Below are 16551 nucleotides of genomic sequence, written 5' to 3'. Positions count from 1 at the left end.
TTGGCCGGCGAGGGAAGACAGCGCATCGACAAGTGGCTGTTCTTCTCGCGCGCGGTCAAGTCGCGTTCGCTCGGCGCCAAGCTCGCACAGTCTGGCGGCGTCAGGTGCAACGGCCAGAAGCTCAGCCAGGCCTCCGACATCGTCAAGACGGGCGATGTGCTGACGATCACGCTCGACCGCCGCATCCTGGTCTATAAGGTTCTGCTGGCTGGCGAGCGTCGCGGGCCGGCCGAGGAAGCGCGCAAGCTCTACGACGACATCTCCCCGGCGCCAACGCCCAAGGACCAGGCGCCACCGGACGCCAAGCCGCCGCTGCGCGAGGTTGGCAGCGGCCGTCCGACCAAGAAGGAACGGCGCGCCACCGACAGGCTACGCGACCAGTGACGCAAAGCATTTGGAGCCGCGGCGGGCGAGTTGAGAATAGCGTTCCGCCAACTGGCTTCTGCGCGGAATGGCCGCCCTTGCAAGAGCTCCGCAAAGGGGATACCTCACCCGAAAGATACAAAATACGGGAAGTCCCGGAGCCTGCTTCATGACCTACGTCGTCACCGACAACTGCATCAAATGCAAATACATGGATTGCATCGAGGTTTGTCCGGTCGACTGCTTCTATGAAGGCGAGAACATGCTCGTCATTCACCCTGACGAGTGCATCGACTGCGGCGTCTGCGAACCGGAATGCCCGGCTGACGCGATCAAGCCCGATACCGAGTCGGGCCTCGACAAATGGCTGCAGATCAACACCGAATATGCCGAAAAATGGCCGAATATCACGGCCAAGAAGGAACCGCCTGTCGACGCCAAGGAATTTGACGGTGTCGAAGGCAAGTTCGAGAAGTTCTTTTCGGCTGAGCCCGGCGAAGGCAACTGAGGGCTGCGCGCCTGAAAGGCGCTAGATCGTTGGATTGAGGGCCGCCGTCGACTCTTGACGCGGCAGGATGTTCGCGTATGCAGCAAAATCTTGATTCTTCCGACTTTTTGTGTTAGAGCTAGCCCAACATGCCGATGACACAACGTCGATCTATGGCGCATAGCCTAACTCACTGAAAGGTGACAACCCTAATCCGGACCAGAGTAATCTGGGCCCGGCAGTCGCAATGTTTGCGGTTTGCTGGTCCAAGCTCTTCCGATTGGGGGTCGATTGTCGTGCGGCAGAAGGTCGCGTTTTGCGACTGTCCCGATCAACCGGCCTCGGCGGGCCGGTGTCACAAGAAGGAGTTCAGGGCGTATGGCAACTTCCATCCCGCAGAAGAAATCCGCAGCACGTCACGGTTTCAAGACCGGCGAGTATATTGTCTATCCGGCACATGGTGTCGGCCAGATCGTATCGATCGACGAGCAGGAAGTGGCGGGACACAAGCTCGAACTGTTCGTGATCGATTTCCAGAAAGACAAGATGCGCCTCAAGGTGCCGGTCGCCAAGGCGACGTCCATCGGCATGCGCAAGCTTTCCGAGACCGACTATGTCGAGCGCGCATTGAAGGTCGTGCAGGGTCGCGCCCGCGTCAAGCGCACCATGTGGTCGCGCCGCGCGCAGGAATATGATGCGAAGATCAATTCAGGCGACCTGATCTCGATCGCCGAAGTCGTGCGCGACCTCTACCGCGCCGACAACCAGCCGGAGCAGTCCTATTCCGAGCGCCAGCTTTATGAAGCAGCGCTCGACCGCATGGCACGCGAACTGGCAGCCGTGAACCGCTTGTCGGAGACCGAGGCTGTCCGTCTCATCGAGACCAACCTCAACAAGGGTCCGAAGCGCGGCGCCAAGGCCGACAACGAAGAAGCCGACGCCGAGCAGGAAGAAGCTGCCTGATCAGGCTTTTCAGTTCCGTTATGAAAAACCCGGCCAATGGCCGGGTTTTTTTGTTTCCGGGCCGAGGTGGCTGTTAGCCCTCGCCGCCCTTGCCGTGCTCGTGCTGATGCGTGATCGTCGCGATGAAGCGCCTGGTGCGTTCGTGCTTCGGATTGCCGAACACCTCGTTTGCCGGCCCCTTTTCGACAACCGAACCGGCTTCCAGGAACAGCACCTCATGGGCGATCTTGGAAGCCAGGCGCAGGTCGTGCGTGGCGATCACCATGGTCGTGCCCTCGCGCGCCAGCTGGCCGAGCACGTCGACAACCTCCTGCGCCAGCTCGGGGTCGAGCGCCGATGTCGGCTCGTCGCACAACAGCACCTTGGGTGATGGTGCCAGCGCGCGTGCGATTGCCACGCGCTGCTGCTGCCCGCCCGAAAGCGTCGCCGGCCAGGCATCGACCTTGTGCGCCATGCCGACCTTGTCGAGTAGCGCCATGGCGCGTTCGCGCGCCTTGGCTTCCGGCCATTTCAACACGGTCACCAGCCCTTCCATGACGTTTTCGACCGCCGTGCGGTGCGGAAACAGCTGGAAGTTCTGGAACACCATGCCGGTTTGGCGCCGCAGCTGCTGGATCGCCTTGGTGGCGACCCGATGGCCGGGGCGGAATTCGAGCGTGTCATCGCCGATACGCACGGTACCCGAGGTCGGAATCTCGAGCAGGTTGATGCAGCGCAAAAGCGTGCTCTTGCCGCCTCCCGATGGGCCGACAAGCGCGGTCACACTGCCCTCCCGGATCTCGACGGAGACGTCCTTGAGCACGGTGTTGTCGCCGAACTGCTTGACGATGTGGGACAATCCGATCATGACCGCGCCTCCAGGAAGCCGCCGTAACGGTTGAGCCGCCTTTCGAGCCTGACCTGCAGCGACGACAGCACCGAACTCATCGCGAGATAGAGTATGGCCGCCTCGACATAGAGGATCAGCGGTTCATAGGTCGTGGCGACGATGCGTTGTGCTGCCTGGAACATCTCCGGCACGGTGATCGCGGCGGCAAGGGAGGTGTCCTTGACGAGCGAGATGAAGGTGTTGGACAGCGGCGGCACCGCGACGCGTGCTGCCTGTGGCAGGATGGTGCGGCGCATCGCCTGCGACCATGTCATGCCGATCGAATAGGCGGCTTCCCACTGCCCCTTGGCCACCGAACTGATGGCGGCACGGATGATCTCGGAGGAATAAGCCCCGACATTGAGGGTGAAGCCGATCAGCGCGGCTGGGAAGGCGTCGAGCACGATGCCGACGCTCGGCAGGCCGTAGAAGATCAAAAACAGCTGCACCAGAAGCGGCGTGCCGCGGATGATCCAGACGTAGAAGCGGACGATCGCCGACAGCCAGGCCGGCCCGAACAGGCGGGCAAGCGCCGCACCCAGCCCGACCGTCAGGCCGAAGGCGAAGGAGAGCAGCGTCAGGGGTGCCGTGAAGATGAGCGCTGCCCACAACAGGGGGCCGAGCGACTCCAGCATCAATTGCAGCCAATGTGGCAAGATGAGTGCTCCCTCTCCACAACAAACGAGCCCGGAAAATCGCAGATTTTCCGGGCAAGTTCATGGGAAAAAATGAGAGGTGGGAAATGAGTGCCTTTCAGGCGGCCGCCACGCCGGGCGCCGCCTGACGTGCAATGTTGTTACTGCGAGACGTCAGTGCCGAAATAGGCCTCGGAAATCTTCTTGTAGGTGCCGTCGGCCTTGATCTCGGCCAGTGCCTTGTTGATCGCCTCGACCAGCTCGGGCTCGCCCTTGCGCACGATAACGCCGGAGAAATCGGCCTTGGCCTCTTCGGCAACGATCTTCACGTCGGCGTCGGGCTTGTGCTTCTTGAAGTCGAAGAACGAGAGCGAGTCGTTGATGGTGGCGTCGGCGCGGCCGTTGAGCACCAGCTGGATCGACTGGTCGAAGCCGTCGGTACCGACCAGTTCAGCGCCATTGGCTTCGGCGATCTTGCCGAAATTGCTGGTCAGCGACTGGGCCGACTTCTTGCCCTTGAGATCGGCGAAGCCCTTGATGTCCTCGTTCTTGCCGCTGACGATCAGCACGGCCTTCGAAGCGATGTAAGGGTCGGAGAAGTCGTACTTGGCCTTGCGGGCCTCGGTGATGCCGACCTGGTTGATGACGGCGTCGTAGCGCTTGGCATCGATGCCGGCGATCAGCCCGTCCCACTTGCCTTCGAGGAATTCCGCCTTGACGCCGAGGCGCTTGGCGATTTCCTTGCCGATCTCGACGTCGAAGCCGACCAGCGCGCCCGAGGCGTCGTGATAGGTAAAGGGCGCATAGGTGCCCTCGGTGCCGATCTTGAACACGCCGGCCGCCTTGATCTCGTTGAGATTTTCACCGGCGTGGCCGGCGGCGACGGCTGCGAGCTGGATCGTTGCGGCAACGGCCAGCGACTTAAACCACTTCATTTTGTGTGATCCCGATTCTGTGCCCGGCATGCTGGCCGGGAAAGTTGTGATTGGCGGCAATCTGTCAGAAGCCAGCCTCGAGCATAAGGAATGAAATTTCAATTATGGCGCAATACTGGAATGTGAATCTACGGATGCCATGGCAGCCGGCCACTCCGGAACATAAGCCGAGACGGCGCGTTAATAGCCTCGCGGGGAAGCGTCACAATTGCGATGCCTGCCCGGCTGCTCTCAGGACAAGGGGCGCAAGATGTATATGGATCGGGCAGGCCTGGCCGGCGAGCAGATGATGCTGAGGGCCGCGTCGCGCGCGCCTTATCTGGAGCGCGGCGAAGAACTCGAGCTGGCGATCCGTTGGAAAGAGCGGCGCGACCAGGACGCACTTAACCGCATCGCCACGGCCCATATGCGCCTCGTCATCGCCATGGCGGTCAAGTTCAGGCGCTACGGCCTGCCGATGGGCGACCTCATCCAGGAAGGCCATGTCGGGCTGCTCGAGGCTGCTGCGCGTTTCGATCCCCAGCGCGAGGTTCGGTTCTCGACCTATGCCACATGGTGGATTCGCGCATCGATGCAGGACTACATCCTGCGCAACTGGTCGATCGTCAGGGGCGGCACCAGTTCGGCGCAGAAGTCGTTGTTTTTCAATTTGCGCCGCATGCGCGCCCGTCTCGCCCAGGGCAGTGGCCCGCTCGGCAACAGCTCAGCCTATCAGGAAATCTCGGTAGCACTTGGCGTGTCGGAAGCCGACGTCGCGATGATGGACATGCGCCTATCGGTGCCCGACTCATCGCTCAACGCGCCGCTGAGCGATGATGGCGATGCCGGCGAGCGCATGGATCTTTTGGTGTCGGACGATCCTTGGCCGGACGAACTCGTCGGCGAGGCGATCGACATCGAGCGGCGTTCGGGCTGGCTGCACGACGCGCTGGGCGTGCTCAACGCGCGTGAGCTTCAGATCATCGAGGAGCGTCGGCTGACGGAAGAAGGTGCGACGCTCGAAGAGCTTGGCACCTCCCTTGGCATCTCCAAGGAGAGGGTCCGGCAGATCGAAACCCGCGCGATGGAAAAGCTGAAATCGGCGCTGGTGCGGCAGAACTCCGCATTCCTGCCGGCTTGAACCGTCACCTGTCGGTGACGACCTTGACCTTGTCACCGGCTGACACCGAAGCGCCTGGCGCCAGCGCGTTCAGCACTCTGAACAGATCGAGCTTGCGATCGACGCCGACCATGCTGGCGGCGAGCGAACCCATGTTCTGGCCCAGCTGAACTGTGACGACGCGGATGCGCAGCGGCTTGAGTGCGGCCTTTTCCGCTGCCGTCATCACGCGGAAGCTTGAGCTGACCGAACGCGCGATGGTTTCGAGCGTGGTGCTGGCGGTCGGTGCGGCCGTCAGCAGGCGGTAGACCTGCGCGCCGTTGCGGATCACGACGATGTCGAACTGCCAACCCTCGGCGCTGGCGCGGGCGAAGGCGGCTTCGTTGCCGTTGATCGTTTCAGCGCGCACGCTCGATGGATCAAGCCCTGCCACCCAGCCGCTCTTGACGTAGTCGGCCAGCGGCAGCTTGGCGTCGATTGCCACGCCGTCGAAACGGATCGCGGTGTTGTCGGGGCCGGTCGCGGTGACGGCTGCCGCGGTGTTGTCGATGATGAAGCCCTGCGGCACGGCAAACGAGATGCCGAGCTTGGGGTGCATGAAGGTCGTGCCGCGGACATAACCTTCGTCGGGCGTGTCGCCGAACAGCAGCCCGTCTATGCCGGCAAGGAAGGAATCGCGGTCGCGCTTGCCAATGCCCGGCGCGCCGAACTGGCGGGCGTGGCGCTGGGCGAGATCGATGCGCTGGGGCGCATTCGGGTGGCTAGCCAGGAAGTCGAGGCTGGCGTCGGTGGCGCCGCTAACCGCGCGCAGGTCGGAGTATGCGGCCATCGACTGCAGGAAGCGCCCGGCGGCAAACGGATCGTAGCCGGTCTGGCCGCTCATCTTGATGCCGATGCCGTCGGCTTCCAGCTCCTGGTTGCGCGAGAACTGGGCGAGCCGGAGCTTGCCGCGGATCAATGCTGCCTTGGCCGTTGGGCTTTCGCCGAGCACGTCGGTGACGACCTTGGTCGCCAGCACTTCCTCGGCTTCCTTCTGCTGGCGCTGGATGCCGTGGTTGGCGGTGACGTGTCCCATCTCGTGCGAAATGACGGCTGCCAGCTCGGCCGAATCATTGGCCAGCGCCAGGAGCCCGCGCGTGACGTAGAGATAGCCGCCGGGCAGCGCGAAGGCGTTGACGTTGGGCGAATTGAGGATGGTGATGCGATAGGTCTGGTTCGGGTTGCTCGACACGGTGGTCAGGCTGCCGACCACCTTGGCGACCATGCGCTCCAGCTTCGGATCGGAGTATTCGCCGCCATAGGTCGCCAGGATGCGCGGATGCTGCGCCTTGGCGATCTCGGCAAGCTTGTCGTTGCGGGTGACGTTGTCGACGGTCACCGGATTGTTGGACGGCTGGAACCCGGATTCGCGAACGTCGGAGGGGTTGAGCACCTGGCAACCGGCGACAAGCGCCGACAGCGCCACAGCGAACAGCAGTCGCGCGTAGCGGGGCGAAGTCGTCTCGATCAGTCCGTCGCGGCAGGTGGGCAGAGCTCGCGTCCTTTCAAATTCCTCAGGCGGCAGGCAAAGCAGAAGCGGGCCCGACCAAACGGACGTAGCCACACTCAGCTTGCCGACACAATAAGGCCGTTACCGCCAATATGGCGATTTGGCTGTAAATTATGTCCGCTTCCGGGCAACGCGGCGTGATCGTGCCATCACCGTTCACTGCCGATATAGTGTCTGAATGCTTCAGGTCCAGAAGTCGTAAAGAAATCCGCAGTCTTTCCAGCCACTGCTACAGCGCCAGACTCGACGAAAACCATGTTTTCGGCCAGTTTCCGTGCGTCTTCAGGCTGGTGTGTCACGAAAAGCACGGTCATGCGGCGTTCTGCTTGGACGCCGGCCAAAAGGTCAAGCATATCGCCACGCAACGCTGGGCCAAGCGAGGCAAAGGGTTCATCCAACAGGAGAATCGGACGATCGCGCACCAGAACGCGCGCCAATGCCACGCGCTGGCGTTCGCCGCCGGACAGTTCGCGCGGCAGGCGTTTCTCCATGCCGGCGAGGCCGACGCGGGCAAGTGCCGCGGCCACGTCCTGTCTATCGGCCGCGCTCAGGCGCAGTGCCGGCGAGCGCCCGAGCCCGACATTCTTTTCGATGTCGAGATGGGAAAACAGATTGTTTTCCTGAAACACCATCGACACAGGCCGGTCGGCTGGCGGTGCCGTGGTCACGTCCATGTCGCCGATCAGCACCCGGCCTTCGCGCGGTGTCTCGAAGCCGGCCACGAGGTTGAGCAATGTCGACTTGCCTGCGCCACTCGGCCCCATGATCGCGGTGATCTCGCCGGGCGCAAAGGTCACGTCGAAGCGCACCATGGTGTCGCTGTAGCTGAACACCACATGGTCGAGGCGCACCGCGGCACTGGTCGAGGTCATTTCGAAGTCTCCCTGCCGAGGCGGTCGGCGAGCATTGTCAGGGCCAGGCACAACAGCCCGAGCATCAGCGCAAGTCCCGCCGCGTCGTCGGTGCGGTAGCTGCCCATGCGGGCGAGCAGAAGGTAAGGCAAGGTCTGCACCGCGTCGCTGCCGAACAACGCGATGACGCCGAGGTCGCCGAGCGACAGTGCCATGGCGAAGGCGAATGCCGTGGCAAGCGGGCGCTTGAGCACCGGCCAGTCGATCAGCCGAAGCCTGTTCCAGCCTGATATGCCGAGCTGGGCGCATAGCCTTTCGTGACGCTCGCTCGCTGTATCATAAGCGGGGCGGACGGCGCGGACGGCAAATGGCATCGCCATCACGGCGTTGACGGTCACCACCATGATCGGTGCCAGCGCAAAGACGTCGACCGACTGCCGCACCAGCACGAACCAGCCGGCGCCGATGACGATCGGCGGTACCACCAGCACGAAGCCGGCGCCTGTGTCGGTGAAGCGTTCGAGCAGCGTCTTATCGCCAGCCACCCTGCTGCCGGCCAGTGCCCGGCGCGCCATGACGAGCGACAAGGCGAGCATGGCTGCGAGCGTCGCAGACAACGTGGCCAGAACGATGCTGGTCAGCGTCGCTCGTTGTACCGAAGCTTCACCGGCCAACCGGCCAAGATCGGCCTCAAGCCCCGACGCAACTGTCGCCAGCATCGGGCCGCCGACGAAGGCAAGCGCAATCAGGATGGCGGCGACGTTGAGCGTCCGTTCGCCGGCCTTTGCCCTGATGTAGCTGCGCTGCGCCACCGGCAGGTTGGCATCGCCTGTCGTGTTGGCACCGAGCCGCATCAGCACCAGCACCACGATTGCGGTGAGGGCTATCTGCAGCAGGGTCAGGGCGACGGCGCGCGCGGGATCGAAGTCGAAACGCAGCGCCTGGTAGATCGCCACCTCCAGCGTCGTTGCTGCCGGCCCGCCGCCGAGCGTCAGGACGATGGTGAAGGAGGTGATGCACAGCATGAACACCAGGCCGGCGATGCCGGGCAGCGCCGCTTGTATTGCCGGCCATTCGATCAGGCGGAAGCTCGACCGCGCGCCCATGCCGAGCTGGCTCGCCAGCCGCCATTGGTCCGTCGGTACTGTCTGCAGCGCCTCCAGTATCAGCCGCGTCGCCAAGGGCAGGTTGAAGAAGACATGGGCAACGAGAATGCCCGACAGTCCGTAGATGCCGGGCCAGGTGCCGCCGGTCAGCGCTGCAAGCGGTTCGGCGAAATAGCCGGCGCGGCCGTAGAGCGACAGGATGCCGAGTGCCGCCACGATCGCCGGCAACGCCAGCGGTACGGCAAACAGGCGCAGGATCAGCGAACGGCCAGGAAAGGCGGGATGACGCGACAGGGAGCGGGCGACGAAGATCGCCGGCACCACCGATAGCAGCGTCGACAGCAACGCCTGCCACAGCGTGAACCGGGCGATGCGGAAGAGATAGGAATCGAACGCGGCTGCCGCGCCTTGCGGATTGCGCACGGCCTCGATGCCGAGCCCGGCGAATGCGCCGCCGATGAGGATGCCGATGGCGGCGAGCGCGATGACGCCGGCGGCGATGCGGGGGTCGGTGCTGGATTTGGCCAAGGCTGCGCTGCCCCTCACCCTTACCCTCTCCCCGTAAACGGGGCGAGGGGGGCGTCGGCGTTGCGGCTTGTCCCTTCTCCCCGTTCACGGGGAGAAGGTGCCGGCAGGCGGATGAGGGGCGGCATAGCCATCTCAGGCGACCGTCTTACTTGCTCATCACGCCGAGCCACTCGTCGACCCAGGCCTTGCGGTTGGCGGCGACTTCGTCGGCGCTGAAGATCAGCGTCTTGGCCGGCTTCACCAGCTTGTCGAAGGCCGGGTTCAGCGGCTTGTCGGTCTTGCCGGCCGGCAGCATCCAGTTGGTCTCGGGCACCGCGTCCTGGAAGCCGGGGCTGGTCATGAAGGCCATGAACTTCTCGGCCAGCGGGTTCTTGGCGCCCGTCGTGGTGATGCCGGCAACCTCGATCTGCAGGTAGTGGCCCTCCTCGAAGGACGCTGCCTGGTAGCGCTCGGTGTTCTCGGCCACCATGTGGTAGGCCGGCGAGGTGGTGTAGGACAGCACCATCGGCGCCTCGCCCTTGGTGAACAGGCCATAGGCCTCGCTCCAGCCCGGCGTGACTGTCAGCACGCGATCCTTGAGCTTGGCCCAGGCTTCCGGCGCCTTGTCGCCATAGACCGACTTGACCCAGAGCAGCAGGCCGAGGCCCGGCGTTGAGGTACGTGGGTCCTGGATCGCGATCTTCTCTTCCGGATTGCCCTCGACCAGTTCCTTCAGGCTCTTGGGCGGGTTCTTCAGCTTCTCGGTGTCGTAGACGACGGCGAAGTAGCCGTAGTCGTAGGGAACGAAGGTGTCGTCCTTCCAGTCGCCCGGCACCTTGACGTCTGCGCCAGCGGCATGTGGCACGAACAGGCCGGTGGCCTTGGCCTCGGCGGTCAGGTTGGTGTCGAGGCCGAGCACGATGTCGGCCTTGGTCGCAGCACCTTCGAGCTTGACGCGGTTGAGCAGTGCCACGCCGTCAGCGACGGAGACGAAGTCGACCGTGCAGGCGCAGTCGGCCTCGAAGGCCTTCTTGACCTGCGGGCCGGGACCCCACTCCGAGGTGAAGCTTTCATAGGTATAGACGGTGAGCTTGCCTTCGGCGCTCGCGGGAAAGACGGCTGCGGCGAGTGCCAGGGCTGAGGTCAGGGACAGCAAGATCGTGCGCATCGGCGCCTCCTTCATGGGTGTTGAAAGGGAATTTGAAGCGCCGGGCGTCCGAAGCATCTAATCCCTCCGCCGGTACAAACCGGATCAGGTTCAGCGGGTTGGCCGGATTTCCCCATGCCTCTCAGCCGACGCGTGTGAACGCGTCAGGCACCCCGTTAGAGCGGTTCAACAAATAGGGCCGCGCGGAAGGTCACGCAAGCGGTAGTTTGCCGGCCATTGCCCATGTCGCGGCCTTCCGTTTCGGTCGCCGGACTGGTAATGCGCTGCCATGACCCGGTTCACCATACTTCTTGGCGGCGAGCTTTTCCGCACACCGCTCGTCGACCGTCAGGTTGCGGGCAGCCGCGTGATTGCGGCCGATGCCGGCATTCGCCACGCCGCCACGCTCGGACTCATGCCGGAGCTGTGGCTCGGCGACTTCGATTCCGCGCCTGCCGAGGTCGATCCGCGCTTTGCCGGCGTGCCGCGCGAGGTCTTTCCGCACGACAAGGACAAGACCGACGGCGAGCTGGCGATAGCCGCGGCCCGTAACCTCGGCGCGACGTCGCTCGTGCTCGTCGGTGCCTTTGGCGGCCCGCGTGCCGACCATGCCTTCCTGCATCTGGCGCTGGCGCTGAAGCTGGCGGAGGAGGGGATGCAGGTGATCCTGACCAGCGGCCGCCAGGAGGCGCACCCGCTTTTGCCGGGGACAATGGCCCTCGACTACGTCGATGGCACGCTGTTTTCGATACTCGCCTTCTCCGAACTCTCCGGGCTTAGCGAAGAGGGCGCCAAGTGGCCGCTCGACAGCGTCGAAGTGCCGTTCGGTTCGTCGCGGACACTGTCCAACGAAGTGCGTGGCGCTTTGCGTGTCTCGCTCGGCAGCGGCCGTGCGCTGCTTCTCGCCCATCCTTTTCCCGCCTCGGATTTCTGAAACATGGCGCCACCGCTTCTCAATCTCGACGGCATCCGTCTGACCTTTGGCGGTCAGCCGCTGCTCGACGGCGCTTCGCTCTCGGCATCCTCAGGCGACAAGATCGCGCTGGTGGGCCGGAATGGTTCCGGCAAGTCGACGCTGCTCAAGATCGCCGCCGGCATGATCGAGCCGCAGGACGGCGAAGTGTTTCGCCAACCCTCGGCGACGATCCGCTATCTGCCGCAGATGCCCGACATGGACGGCTTCGCCTCGGTGCGGGCCTATGTCGAAGCCGGGCTCGGGCCGGCTGACGATCCGCATCGCGCCACCTACCTGCTCGACCATCTCGGCCTCACCGGCGAAGAGTCGCCGGCCGACCTGTCGGGTGGCGAGGCGCGCCGCGCCGCACTTGCCCGCGTCATGGCGCCCGAGCCCGATATCATGCTGCTCGACGAGCCGACCAACCATCTCGACCTCTCCGTCATCGAATGGCTGGAAGAGGAACTGATCCGCACTTCGTCGGCGCTGATCCTGATCTCGCACGACCGCCGCTTCCTCGAACGTGTCAGCCGCAATACGGTCTGGCTCGACCGCGGCCAGACGCGGCGGCTGGACCGCGGCTTTGGCCATTTCGAGGAATGGCGCGACCAGATCCTCGAGGAAGAAGAGCGCGACCAGCACAAGCTTGGTCGCCAGATCGTGCGCGAGGAGCACTGGCTGCGTTATGGCGTGACGGCGCGCCGCAAGCGCAACATGCGCCGCCTCGGCGAGCTGCAGACGATGCGGCAGCGCTTCCGCGGCCATCGCGGCGCCGAAGGCGTGGCGACGATGGTGGCGAGCGACGCCGCCGAATCCGGCAAGCTCGTCATCGAGGCCAAGAACATCGACAAGAGCTTCGGCGATCTGACGGTTGTGAAGGGCTTCTCGACCCGTATCCAGCGCGGTGACCGCGTCGGGCTTGTCGGGCCGAACGGAGCCGGCAAGACGACCTTGCTCAAGATGCTGACCGGCGAGCTCGAGCCCGACGCCGGCACGATCCGGCTCGGCGTCAATCTCGAGATCGCCATCCTCGACCAGAAGCGCGAGGCTGTCGATCCGAACGAGACGCTGTCGAGCTACCTGACCGACGGGCGCGGTGAAAACCTCGTCATCAATGGCGAGCAGCGCCACGTCGTCTCCTACATGAAGGACTTCCTGTTCAAGCCCGAGCAGGCGCGCACGCCGGTGCGTGAACTCTCGGGTGGCGAGCGCGCCCGGCTGATCCTGGCCCGTGTTCTCGCCCGCCCGGCCAACCTTCTGGTGCTCGACGAGCCGACAAACGATCTCGACATGGAGACGCTGGAACTGCTGCAGGAACTGGTCGCCGGTTTTGCCGGCACCGTCATCCTGGTCAGCCACGACCGTGACTTCCTCGACCGGACGGTGACCAGCATCATCGCGCCCGACAGCGAAGGCCGCTGGATCGAATATGCCGGCGGTTATGCCGACATGCTGGCCCAGCGCGGCGGCTCCAAGCTCGACGACCGCAAGTCGCGAAAGGCTGCCAATGGCCAGGCCTCAGCTGGCCGCAGCGAGCCGGAAGCGCCCAAGGCGGCGTCGAAGAAGCTGTCGTTCAAGCAGAAGTTCGCGCTCGAAAGCCTGCCCAAGAATATGGAAGCGGTGAGCACGTCGATCTCGCGGCTGGAAAACCAGATCGCCGATCCGGCGTTCTACGAGCGCGACCCGCACGGCTTCCAGAAGACCATCGCCGCCCTCGACAAGGAGCGCGCGACGCTGACCGCGCTCGAGGAAGAGTGGTTCGAACTGGAGATGCTGCGCGAGGAGCTCGAGGGGTAGCCCAGCGACTTCAAAGGCAGGCGTCGCAGATGGCTGCGATATGGCGGTGGTCGGTGCCGCAGCAGCCGCCAAGAACCTTGATGTGGCCAAAGCGGTCCCGCATGGCGCGATAACGCTGGCCGAGATCGGCAGGGTCGCCGGGGTCGAGTTCGGTCGCCGCATCAAGCTCGGCGTGGCTCTTTGCGGATGCGTTCGCTCGCACGCCGCCGATGCGGCGGATCCACTCGCCGCCTTCCGCCAGCACGCTGTCGAAATGGCTGGGATGGGCGCAGTTGATCATGAAGTAGGCCGGCGCGCCGTCTGTCTCGTCATCGACGGTCTCGATCGCCTCCCGCAAGCTTTCACCCGAGGGCAGGCGCCCGTCGGTCTCGACGGTGAAAGAAATCACCGACGGGAGGCCCGCGCCCATCGCGGCGCAGGCGATGCCGACCGCCTCCTCGGGGTAGTTCATGGTCACGGCGCTGACCATGTCGGCGCCCGCGTCACGGAACGCAACGACCTGATCGCGATGATAGTCTGAGGCCTCGACCGGCGTCATCTTCATGTCGGGACGGTAGCCGTCGCCGCGCGGTCCGAGCACGCCATTGACCGGCACCGTCATGCCGCGAGCAACATAGGGCGCTCGCAAAGCCTTCGCCTGCGCGACGGCGCGACGGTCGATGTCGACGAGCGCTTCGCGTGAAAATCCGAGCTTTTCACCCCAGTCGGGGTTGGCGCGCCATGTCGGCGTGTCCAAGACGAAGCTCAAGCCGTGGCGCTCCGCGATATCGAGATAGTGCCGGAAGTAGCTGTCGAGCCTGTCGCGGCCGGCTGCATCGAGAAGAAGTGGAAACGCCGCGAAGCACGGCAGGTCCATTCCTTCCAGGAAGACCAGCGTCGTCTCAAGACCTCCGTCGGTGAGTGCGATGGAGGTGCCGAGATGCGGAAGATCGGTCGTCACAGGGTTCATGACATCTCCGGAGGAGTCCGGGTTTCTGTCGTCTGCGCCAGCCAGCACGTCGGCCAAAGGCGTTCTTCAGACTAACATCTTAGTTTAGCAATCTCTACTGCAAGAGGCCGAGGATGTGTGGCTGGAACATGAGTGCGGCGTGTGAAACTGGAACGGTAGCCCTGTTAATTCCACAAGATCATGCGCATACTGTGTGTGCATGATCGCAGGAGATCGCATGCTGCAGAACGCGTCCAAACCTATCCGCAAGCCGACCAATGTCTCTCTCGATTCAAGACTGGTCGAAGAGGCCAAGGCGCTGGGCATCAACATGTCCCAGGCCGCTGAAGCTGGGCTGGCGAAGGCGATTTCCGAAGAGAAATCGCGCCAGTGGCTTGAGGAAAACAGGGAAGCGATCGAAAGCTCGAACAAGTATGTGGAACGTCACGGATTGCCGTTGGCCAAATATCGGCTGTTCTGATGGCGCGCTTCGATCTGTATCGTGGTGGGGATGCCGACACCTACTTGCTCGATGTTCAGGCTGATCTGCTCCGGCATATGAACACGCGCGTCGTGGTGCCGGTGTTGCCGCCAGACATGGCGCCGAAGCCTGGGCGTAGGCTGAATCCGATTTTTTCGATCCGTGGCAAGGACTACGTCATGGTGACGCAGTTCATTTCCGCCGTGATGATTTCCGAGCTTCCGGTTGCCGCGGAGAATCTTTCCCGACATCACGACCAGATCACCGACGCTCTGGACATGCTGTTCCAAGGCTACTGACGCGAACAGTCATCCGCGCCAGCCAGCCGAGCTATGCTCAGCCCGCTTCCTTGGCCTGCCAGGCCTTCATCGCTTCTTCGAACACCTTGTCGCCCGGGATACCCTTTTCGAGCGTGAACAGCGCGCGGCGGCCGGATTTGTAGACCACAGGCACGTCGATCCAGCTCTGGCGGCGCAGCAGGTTCAAATTGGCGTCGACTTCGGCCTTGGTGTCATTGAGAGCCACCAGGAAGAAGCCGTCGGCGATCTTGGCCGGGATGCCGAGCAGCGAATTGCCGGCGTCTTGTTCGGAGCTCTTCATCGCCACGCGCAGGATGTTTTCGATGCCGCCACCGTCGAAACTGTCGGGCGTCAGGAAGATCATTTCAAGGATGTGGCTCGCCGGCAGTGTCTTGTCCGCGTTGCGGCGGATCGTCATGCGCAGCTGGATATCCTTGCCGGGAATGGTCGCCTCGGCGCGGATCGCCGGTTCGGGCGGCAGGTCGCCGCCGGGCGATTCCTGCACCACCGTCCAGACGACGGAACCGGGTTCGGCTGAACCCTGGGCCACGTTGGTCCGCTCTTCGTAGAAGATCGCCTTCTGGCCGACGGCCACCGGGGCGTTTTCGCTTGCCGCAGGCGGTGTCGTTGCCGGGGTGCCTTCGGCGGGTGTTGCCGGCGTGGCAGGGGTTGCCGGCGCAGGCTCGGGCGTGGCTGGCGGCGTTGCCGGGGCAGGCTGGGTCAGCGCCGCAACCGAGGTACCTTCGCCGACGCCATTGCTGCCGCTGGCCGGGCCGGGATCGACTTCCTTGCCGTCCGCGGTCATGCGCTGGGTGAACTTGCCCGGCTCGCCGTTGGCGGGAGCCTGTGCGGCCTGGCCGCCATTGGCCGGCGGAGGTGTCGCAGCTTCATTCGCTGGCGGCGCCGTCTCCGTCGCTGTGTCACTGCCGCTGCCGAGGAAGGCATCGCGGTTCGACCACAGGGCATAACCGCCGGCGCCGACCACCGCCACGGCAAGAGCCGCCGCGATCAGGCCGCCGCTGACGCGCTTGCGCGGCTTTTGCCTCGTATTGGCGAAAGGGTCGCCGCCATCAGCCGCATTTTCGCCGAAACGGTCGTCGCCTTCCTGCGCTTCTTCATCGTCGCTTGCGGAAAAATCGGGCAGCGGCTCGCGCTGTTGCGGCGCGTAGGCGGGAATAGGAGCGGCGGCAGGCGGCGTTGCGACTGGCGTTACCGGCCGGTACGGCTCAGGTTCCGGCGTGGACCGGCTGTAGGCCGGCTTGTCCTTGTTGCGGGCGATCGAGGTAAAGACGTTTTCCAGCTCGGCCAGCGGATCGTCTTCCACCGGTGGCGGGTTGAACTCCGCCTCGACGATCGCGATCGCGTCCTCGAGCGACTTGGTCTGGCGTTCGGCAACGGCTGCGGGCGGCTGCGGATTGAGCGCGGCGAGCTTGGCCGCGATGGTGCTGCGGGCCTTGTCATATACCCGCGCGCGCATCGCCGGCGTGGTGTCGCCCATGCCATCCAGCGTCTTTTTCAGAACCGCTACGAAATCTGCCATTCTCTCGTCGACCTATCTCTTCTTCTGGGCCGGGCCGCGCC

At 64.1% G+C, this 16551-nt stretch carries 16 protein-coding genes, 1 pseudogene and 1 riboswitch; of the genes and pseudogenes, 8 read left to right on the top strand and 9 right to left on the bottom strand.

Annotated elements, in window-relative coordinates:
• From J1C56_RS19110 to J1C56_RS19100, 3 genes are all read left to right on the top strand, one after another.
• Positions 1-384, top strand: a complete 384-nt coding sequence (locus J1C56_RS19110) for an RNA-binding S4 domain-containing protein (RefSeq protein WP_214391635.1) — start codon at positions 1-3, stop codon at positions 382-384.
• 148 nt (positions 385-532) lie between these two features.
• Positions 533-871 carry a ferredoxin FdxA gene (gene fdxA, locus J1C56_RS19105; protein ID WP_214391634.1) on the top strand — a complete coding sequence of 113 codons (339 nt, stop codon included), beginning with the start codon at positions 533-535 and terminating at the stop codon, positions 869-871.
• Positions 872-1228: 357 nt separating this feature from the next.
• Positions 1229-1813 (top strand): CarD family transcriptional regulator, encoded by a 585-nt coding sequence (locus J1C56_RS19100; protein ID WP_115730409.1) that lies wholly within the window; start codon positions 1229-1231, stop codon positions 1811-1813.
• Between the two features lie 73 nt (positions 1814-1886).
• On the opposite strand, the gene J1C56_RS19095 is transcribed toward J1C56_RS19100, so the two are convergent.
• The 3 genes from J1C56_RS19095 to J1C56_RS19085 all read right to left on the bottom strand — a co-directional run bounded on the left by J1C56_RS19095 (position 1887) and on the right by J1C56_RS19085 (position 4251).
• Positions 1887-2660, bottom strand: a complete 774-nt coding sequence (locus tag J1C56_RS19095; RefSeq protein WP_214391633.1) for an amino acid ABC transporter ATP-binding protein — start codon at positions 2658-2660, stop codon at positions 1887-1889.
• Positions 2657-3337 carry an amino acid ABC transporter permease gene (locus J1C56_RS19090; protein ID WP_214391632.1) on the bottom strand — a complete coding sequence of 227 codons (681 nt, stop codon included), beginning with the start codon at positions 3335-3337 and terminating at the stop codon, positions 2657-2659. Before J1C56_RS19090 ends, J1C56_RS19095 begins: the two co-directional genes overlap by 4 nt.
• A gap of 140 nt (positions 3338-3477) precedes the next feature.
• Positions 3478-4251: an amino acid ABC transporter substrate-binding protein gene (locus J1C56_RS19085; RefSeq protein ID WP_214391631.1), complete on the bottom strand. Its 774-nt coding sequence runs from the start codon at positions 4249-4251 to the stop codon at positions 3478-3480.
• A gap of 250 nt (positions 4252-4501) precedes the next feature.
• Between J1C56_RS19085 and J1C56_RS19080 the strand changes: the two genes are divergently transcribed.
• Positions 4502-5371 carry an RNA polymerase factor sigma-32 gene (locus J1C56_RS19080; protein ID WP_214391630.1) on the top strand — a complete coding sequence of 290 codons (870 nt, stop codon included), beginning with the start codon at positions 4502-4504 and terminating at the stop codon, positions 5369-5371.
• 4 nt (positions 5372-5375) lie between these two features.
• Here the strand turns inward: J1C56_RS19080 and J1C56_RS19075 are convergent, their stop codons facing one another.
• The 4 genes and pseudogenes from J1C56_RS19075 to thiB form a co-directional block, all read right to left on the bottom strand.
• The gene (locus J1C56_RS19075) at positions 5376-6827 is read right to left on the bottom strand and encodes a M48 family metalloprotease (RefSeq protein WP_246591651.1); all 1452 of its coding nucleotides are present in this window, start codon (positions 6825-6827) and stop codon (positions 5376-5378) included.
• Between the two features lie 186 nt (positions 6828-7013).
• Positions 7014-7771, bottom strand: a pseudogene (gene thiQ, locus J1C56_RS19070) (thiamine ABC transporter ATP-binding protein); the annotation flags it as partial.
• Positions 7768-9384, bottom strand: a complete 1617-nt coding sequence (gene thiP, locus J1C56_RS19065) for a thiamine/thiamine pyrophosphate ABC transporter permease (protein ID WP_246591582.1) — start codon at positions 9382-9384, stop codon at positions 7768-7770. The pseudogene thiQ and the gene thiP, both read right to left, overlap by 4 nt.
• A 145-nt stretch (positions 9385-9529) precedes the next feature.
• Positions 9530-10531 carry a thiamine ABC transporter substrate binding subunit gene (gene thiB, locus J1C56_RS19060; protein ID WP_214391627.1) on the bottom strand — a complete coding sequence of 334 codons (1002 nt, stop codon included), beginning with the start codon at positions 10529-10531 and terminating at the stop codon, positions 9530-9532.
• A 44-nt stretch (positions 10532-10575) separates the two neighbouring features.
• A riboswitch (TPP riboswitch) is annotated at positions 10576-10696 on the bottom strand.
• A gap of 103 nt (positions 10697-10799) precedes the next feature.
• Between thiB and J1C56_RS19055 the strand changes: the two genes are divergently transcribed.
• Positions 10800-11444: a thiamine diphosphokinase gene (locus J1C56_RS19055; protein ID WP_214391626.1), complete on the top strand. Its 645-nt coding sequence runs from the start codon at positions 10800-10802 to the stop codon at positions 11442-11444.
• 3 nt (positions 11445-11447) lie between these two features.
• On the top strand, positions 11448-13262 hold the full coding sequence (locus J1C56_RS19050; protein WP_214391625.1) for an ABC-F family ATP-binding cassette domain-containing protein: 1815 nt from the start codon (positions 11448-11450) through the stop codon (positions 13260-13262).
• A gap of 10 nt (positions 13263-13272) precedes the next feature.
• On the opposite strand, the gene J1C56_RS19045 is transcribed toward J1C56_RS19050, so the two are convergent.
• Complete coding sequence (locus tag J1C56_RS19045; RefSeq protein ID WP_214391624.1) at positions 13273-14211, bottom strand: homocysteine S-methyltransferase family protein; 939 nt, start codon at positions 14209-14211, stop codon at positions 13273-13275.
• A 217-nt stretch (positions 14212-14428) separates the two neighbouring features.
• Here J1C56_RS19045 and J1C56_RS19040 point away from each other — a divergent pair, with 217 nt between their 5' ends.
• The gene (locus J1C56_RS19040) at positions 14429-14671 is read left to right on the top strand and encodes a type II toxin-antitoxin system CcdA family antitoxin (RefSeq protein WP_214391623.1); all 243 of its coding nucleotides are present in this window, start codon (positions 14429-14431) and stop codon (positions 14669-14671) included.
• A complete protein-coding gene (locus J1C56_RS19035) occupies positions 14671-14970 on the top strand; it encodes a CcdB family protein (RefSeq protein ID WP_214391622.1) in 300 nt (99 codons plus the stop codon). The genes J1C56_RS19040 and J1C56_RS19035 overlap by 1 nt, the downstream gene beginning before the upstream one ends.
• Before the next feature lie 37 nt (positions 14971-15007).
• On the opposite strand, the gene J1C56_RS19030 is transcribed toward J1C56_RS19035, so the two are convergent.
• The gene (locus J1C56_RS19030) at positions 15008-16510 is read right to left on the bottom strand and encodes a hypothetical protein (protein WP_214391621.1); all 1503 of its coding nucleotides are present in this window, start codon (positions 16508-16510) and stop codon (positions 15008-15010) included.
• Positions 16511-16551: the final 41 nt, after the last annotated feature.

This window comes from Aminobacter anthyllidis, from assembly GCF_018555685.1.
GTDB lineage: Bacteria > Pseudomonadota > Alphaproteobacteria > Rhizobiales > Rhizobiaceae > Aminobacter > Aminobacter anthyllidis.
The sequence above is the reverse complement of the archived record's forward strand: the minus strand, read 5'-3'. Positions and strand labels throughout refer to the sequence as shown.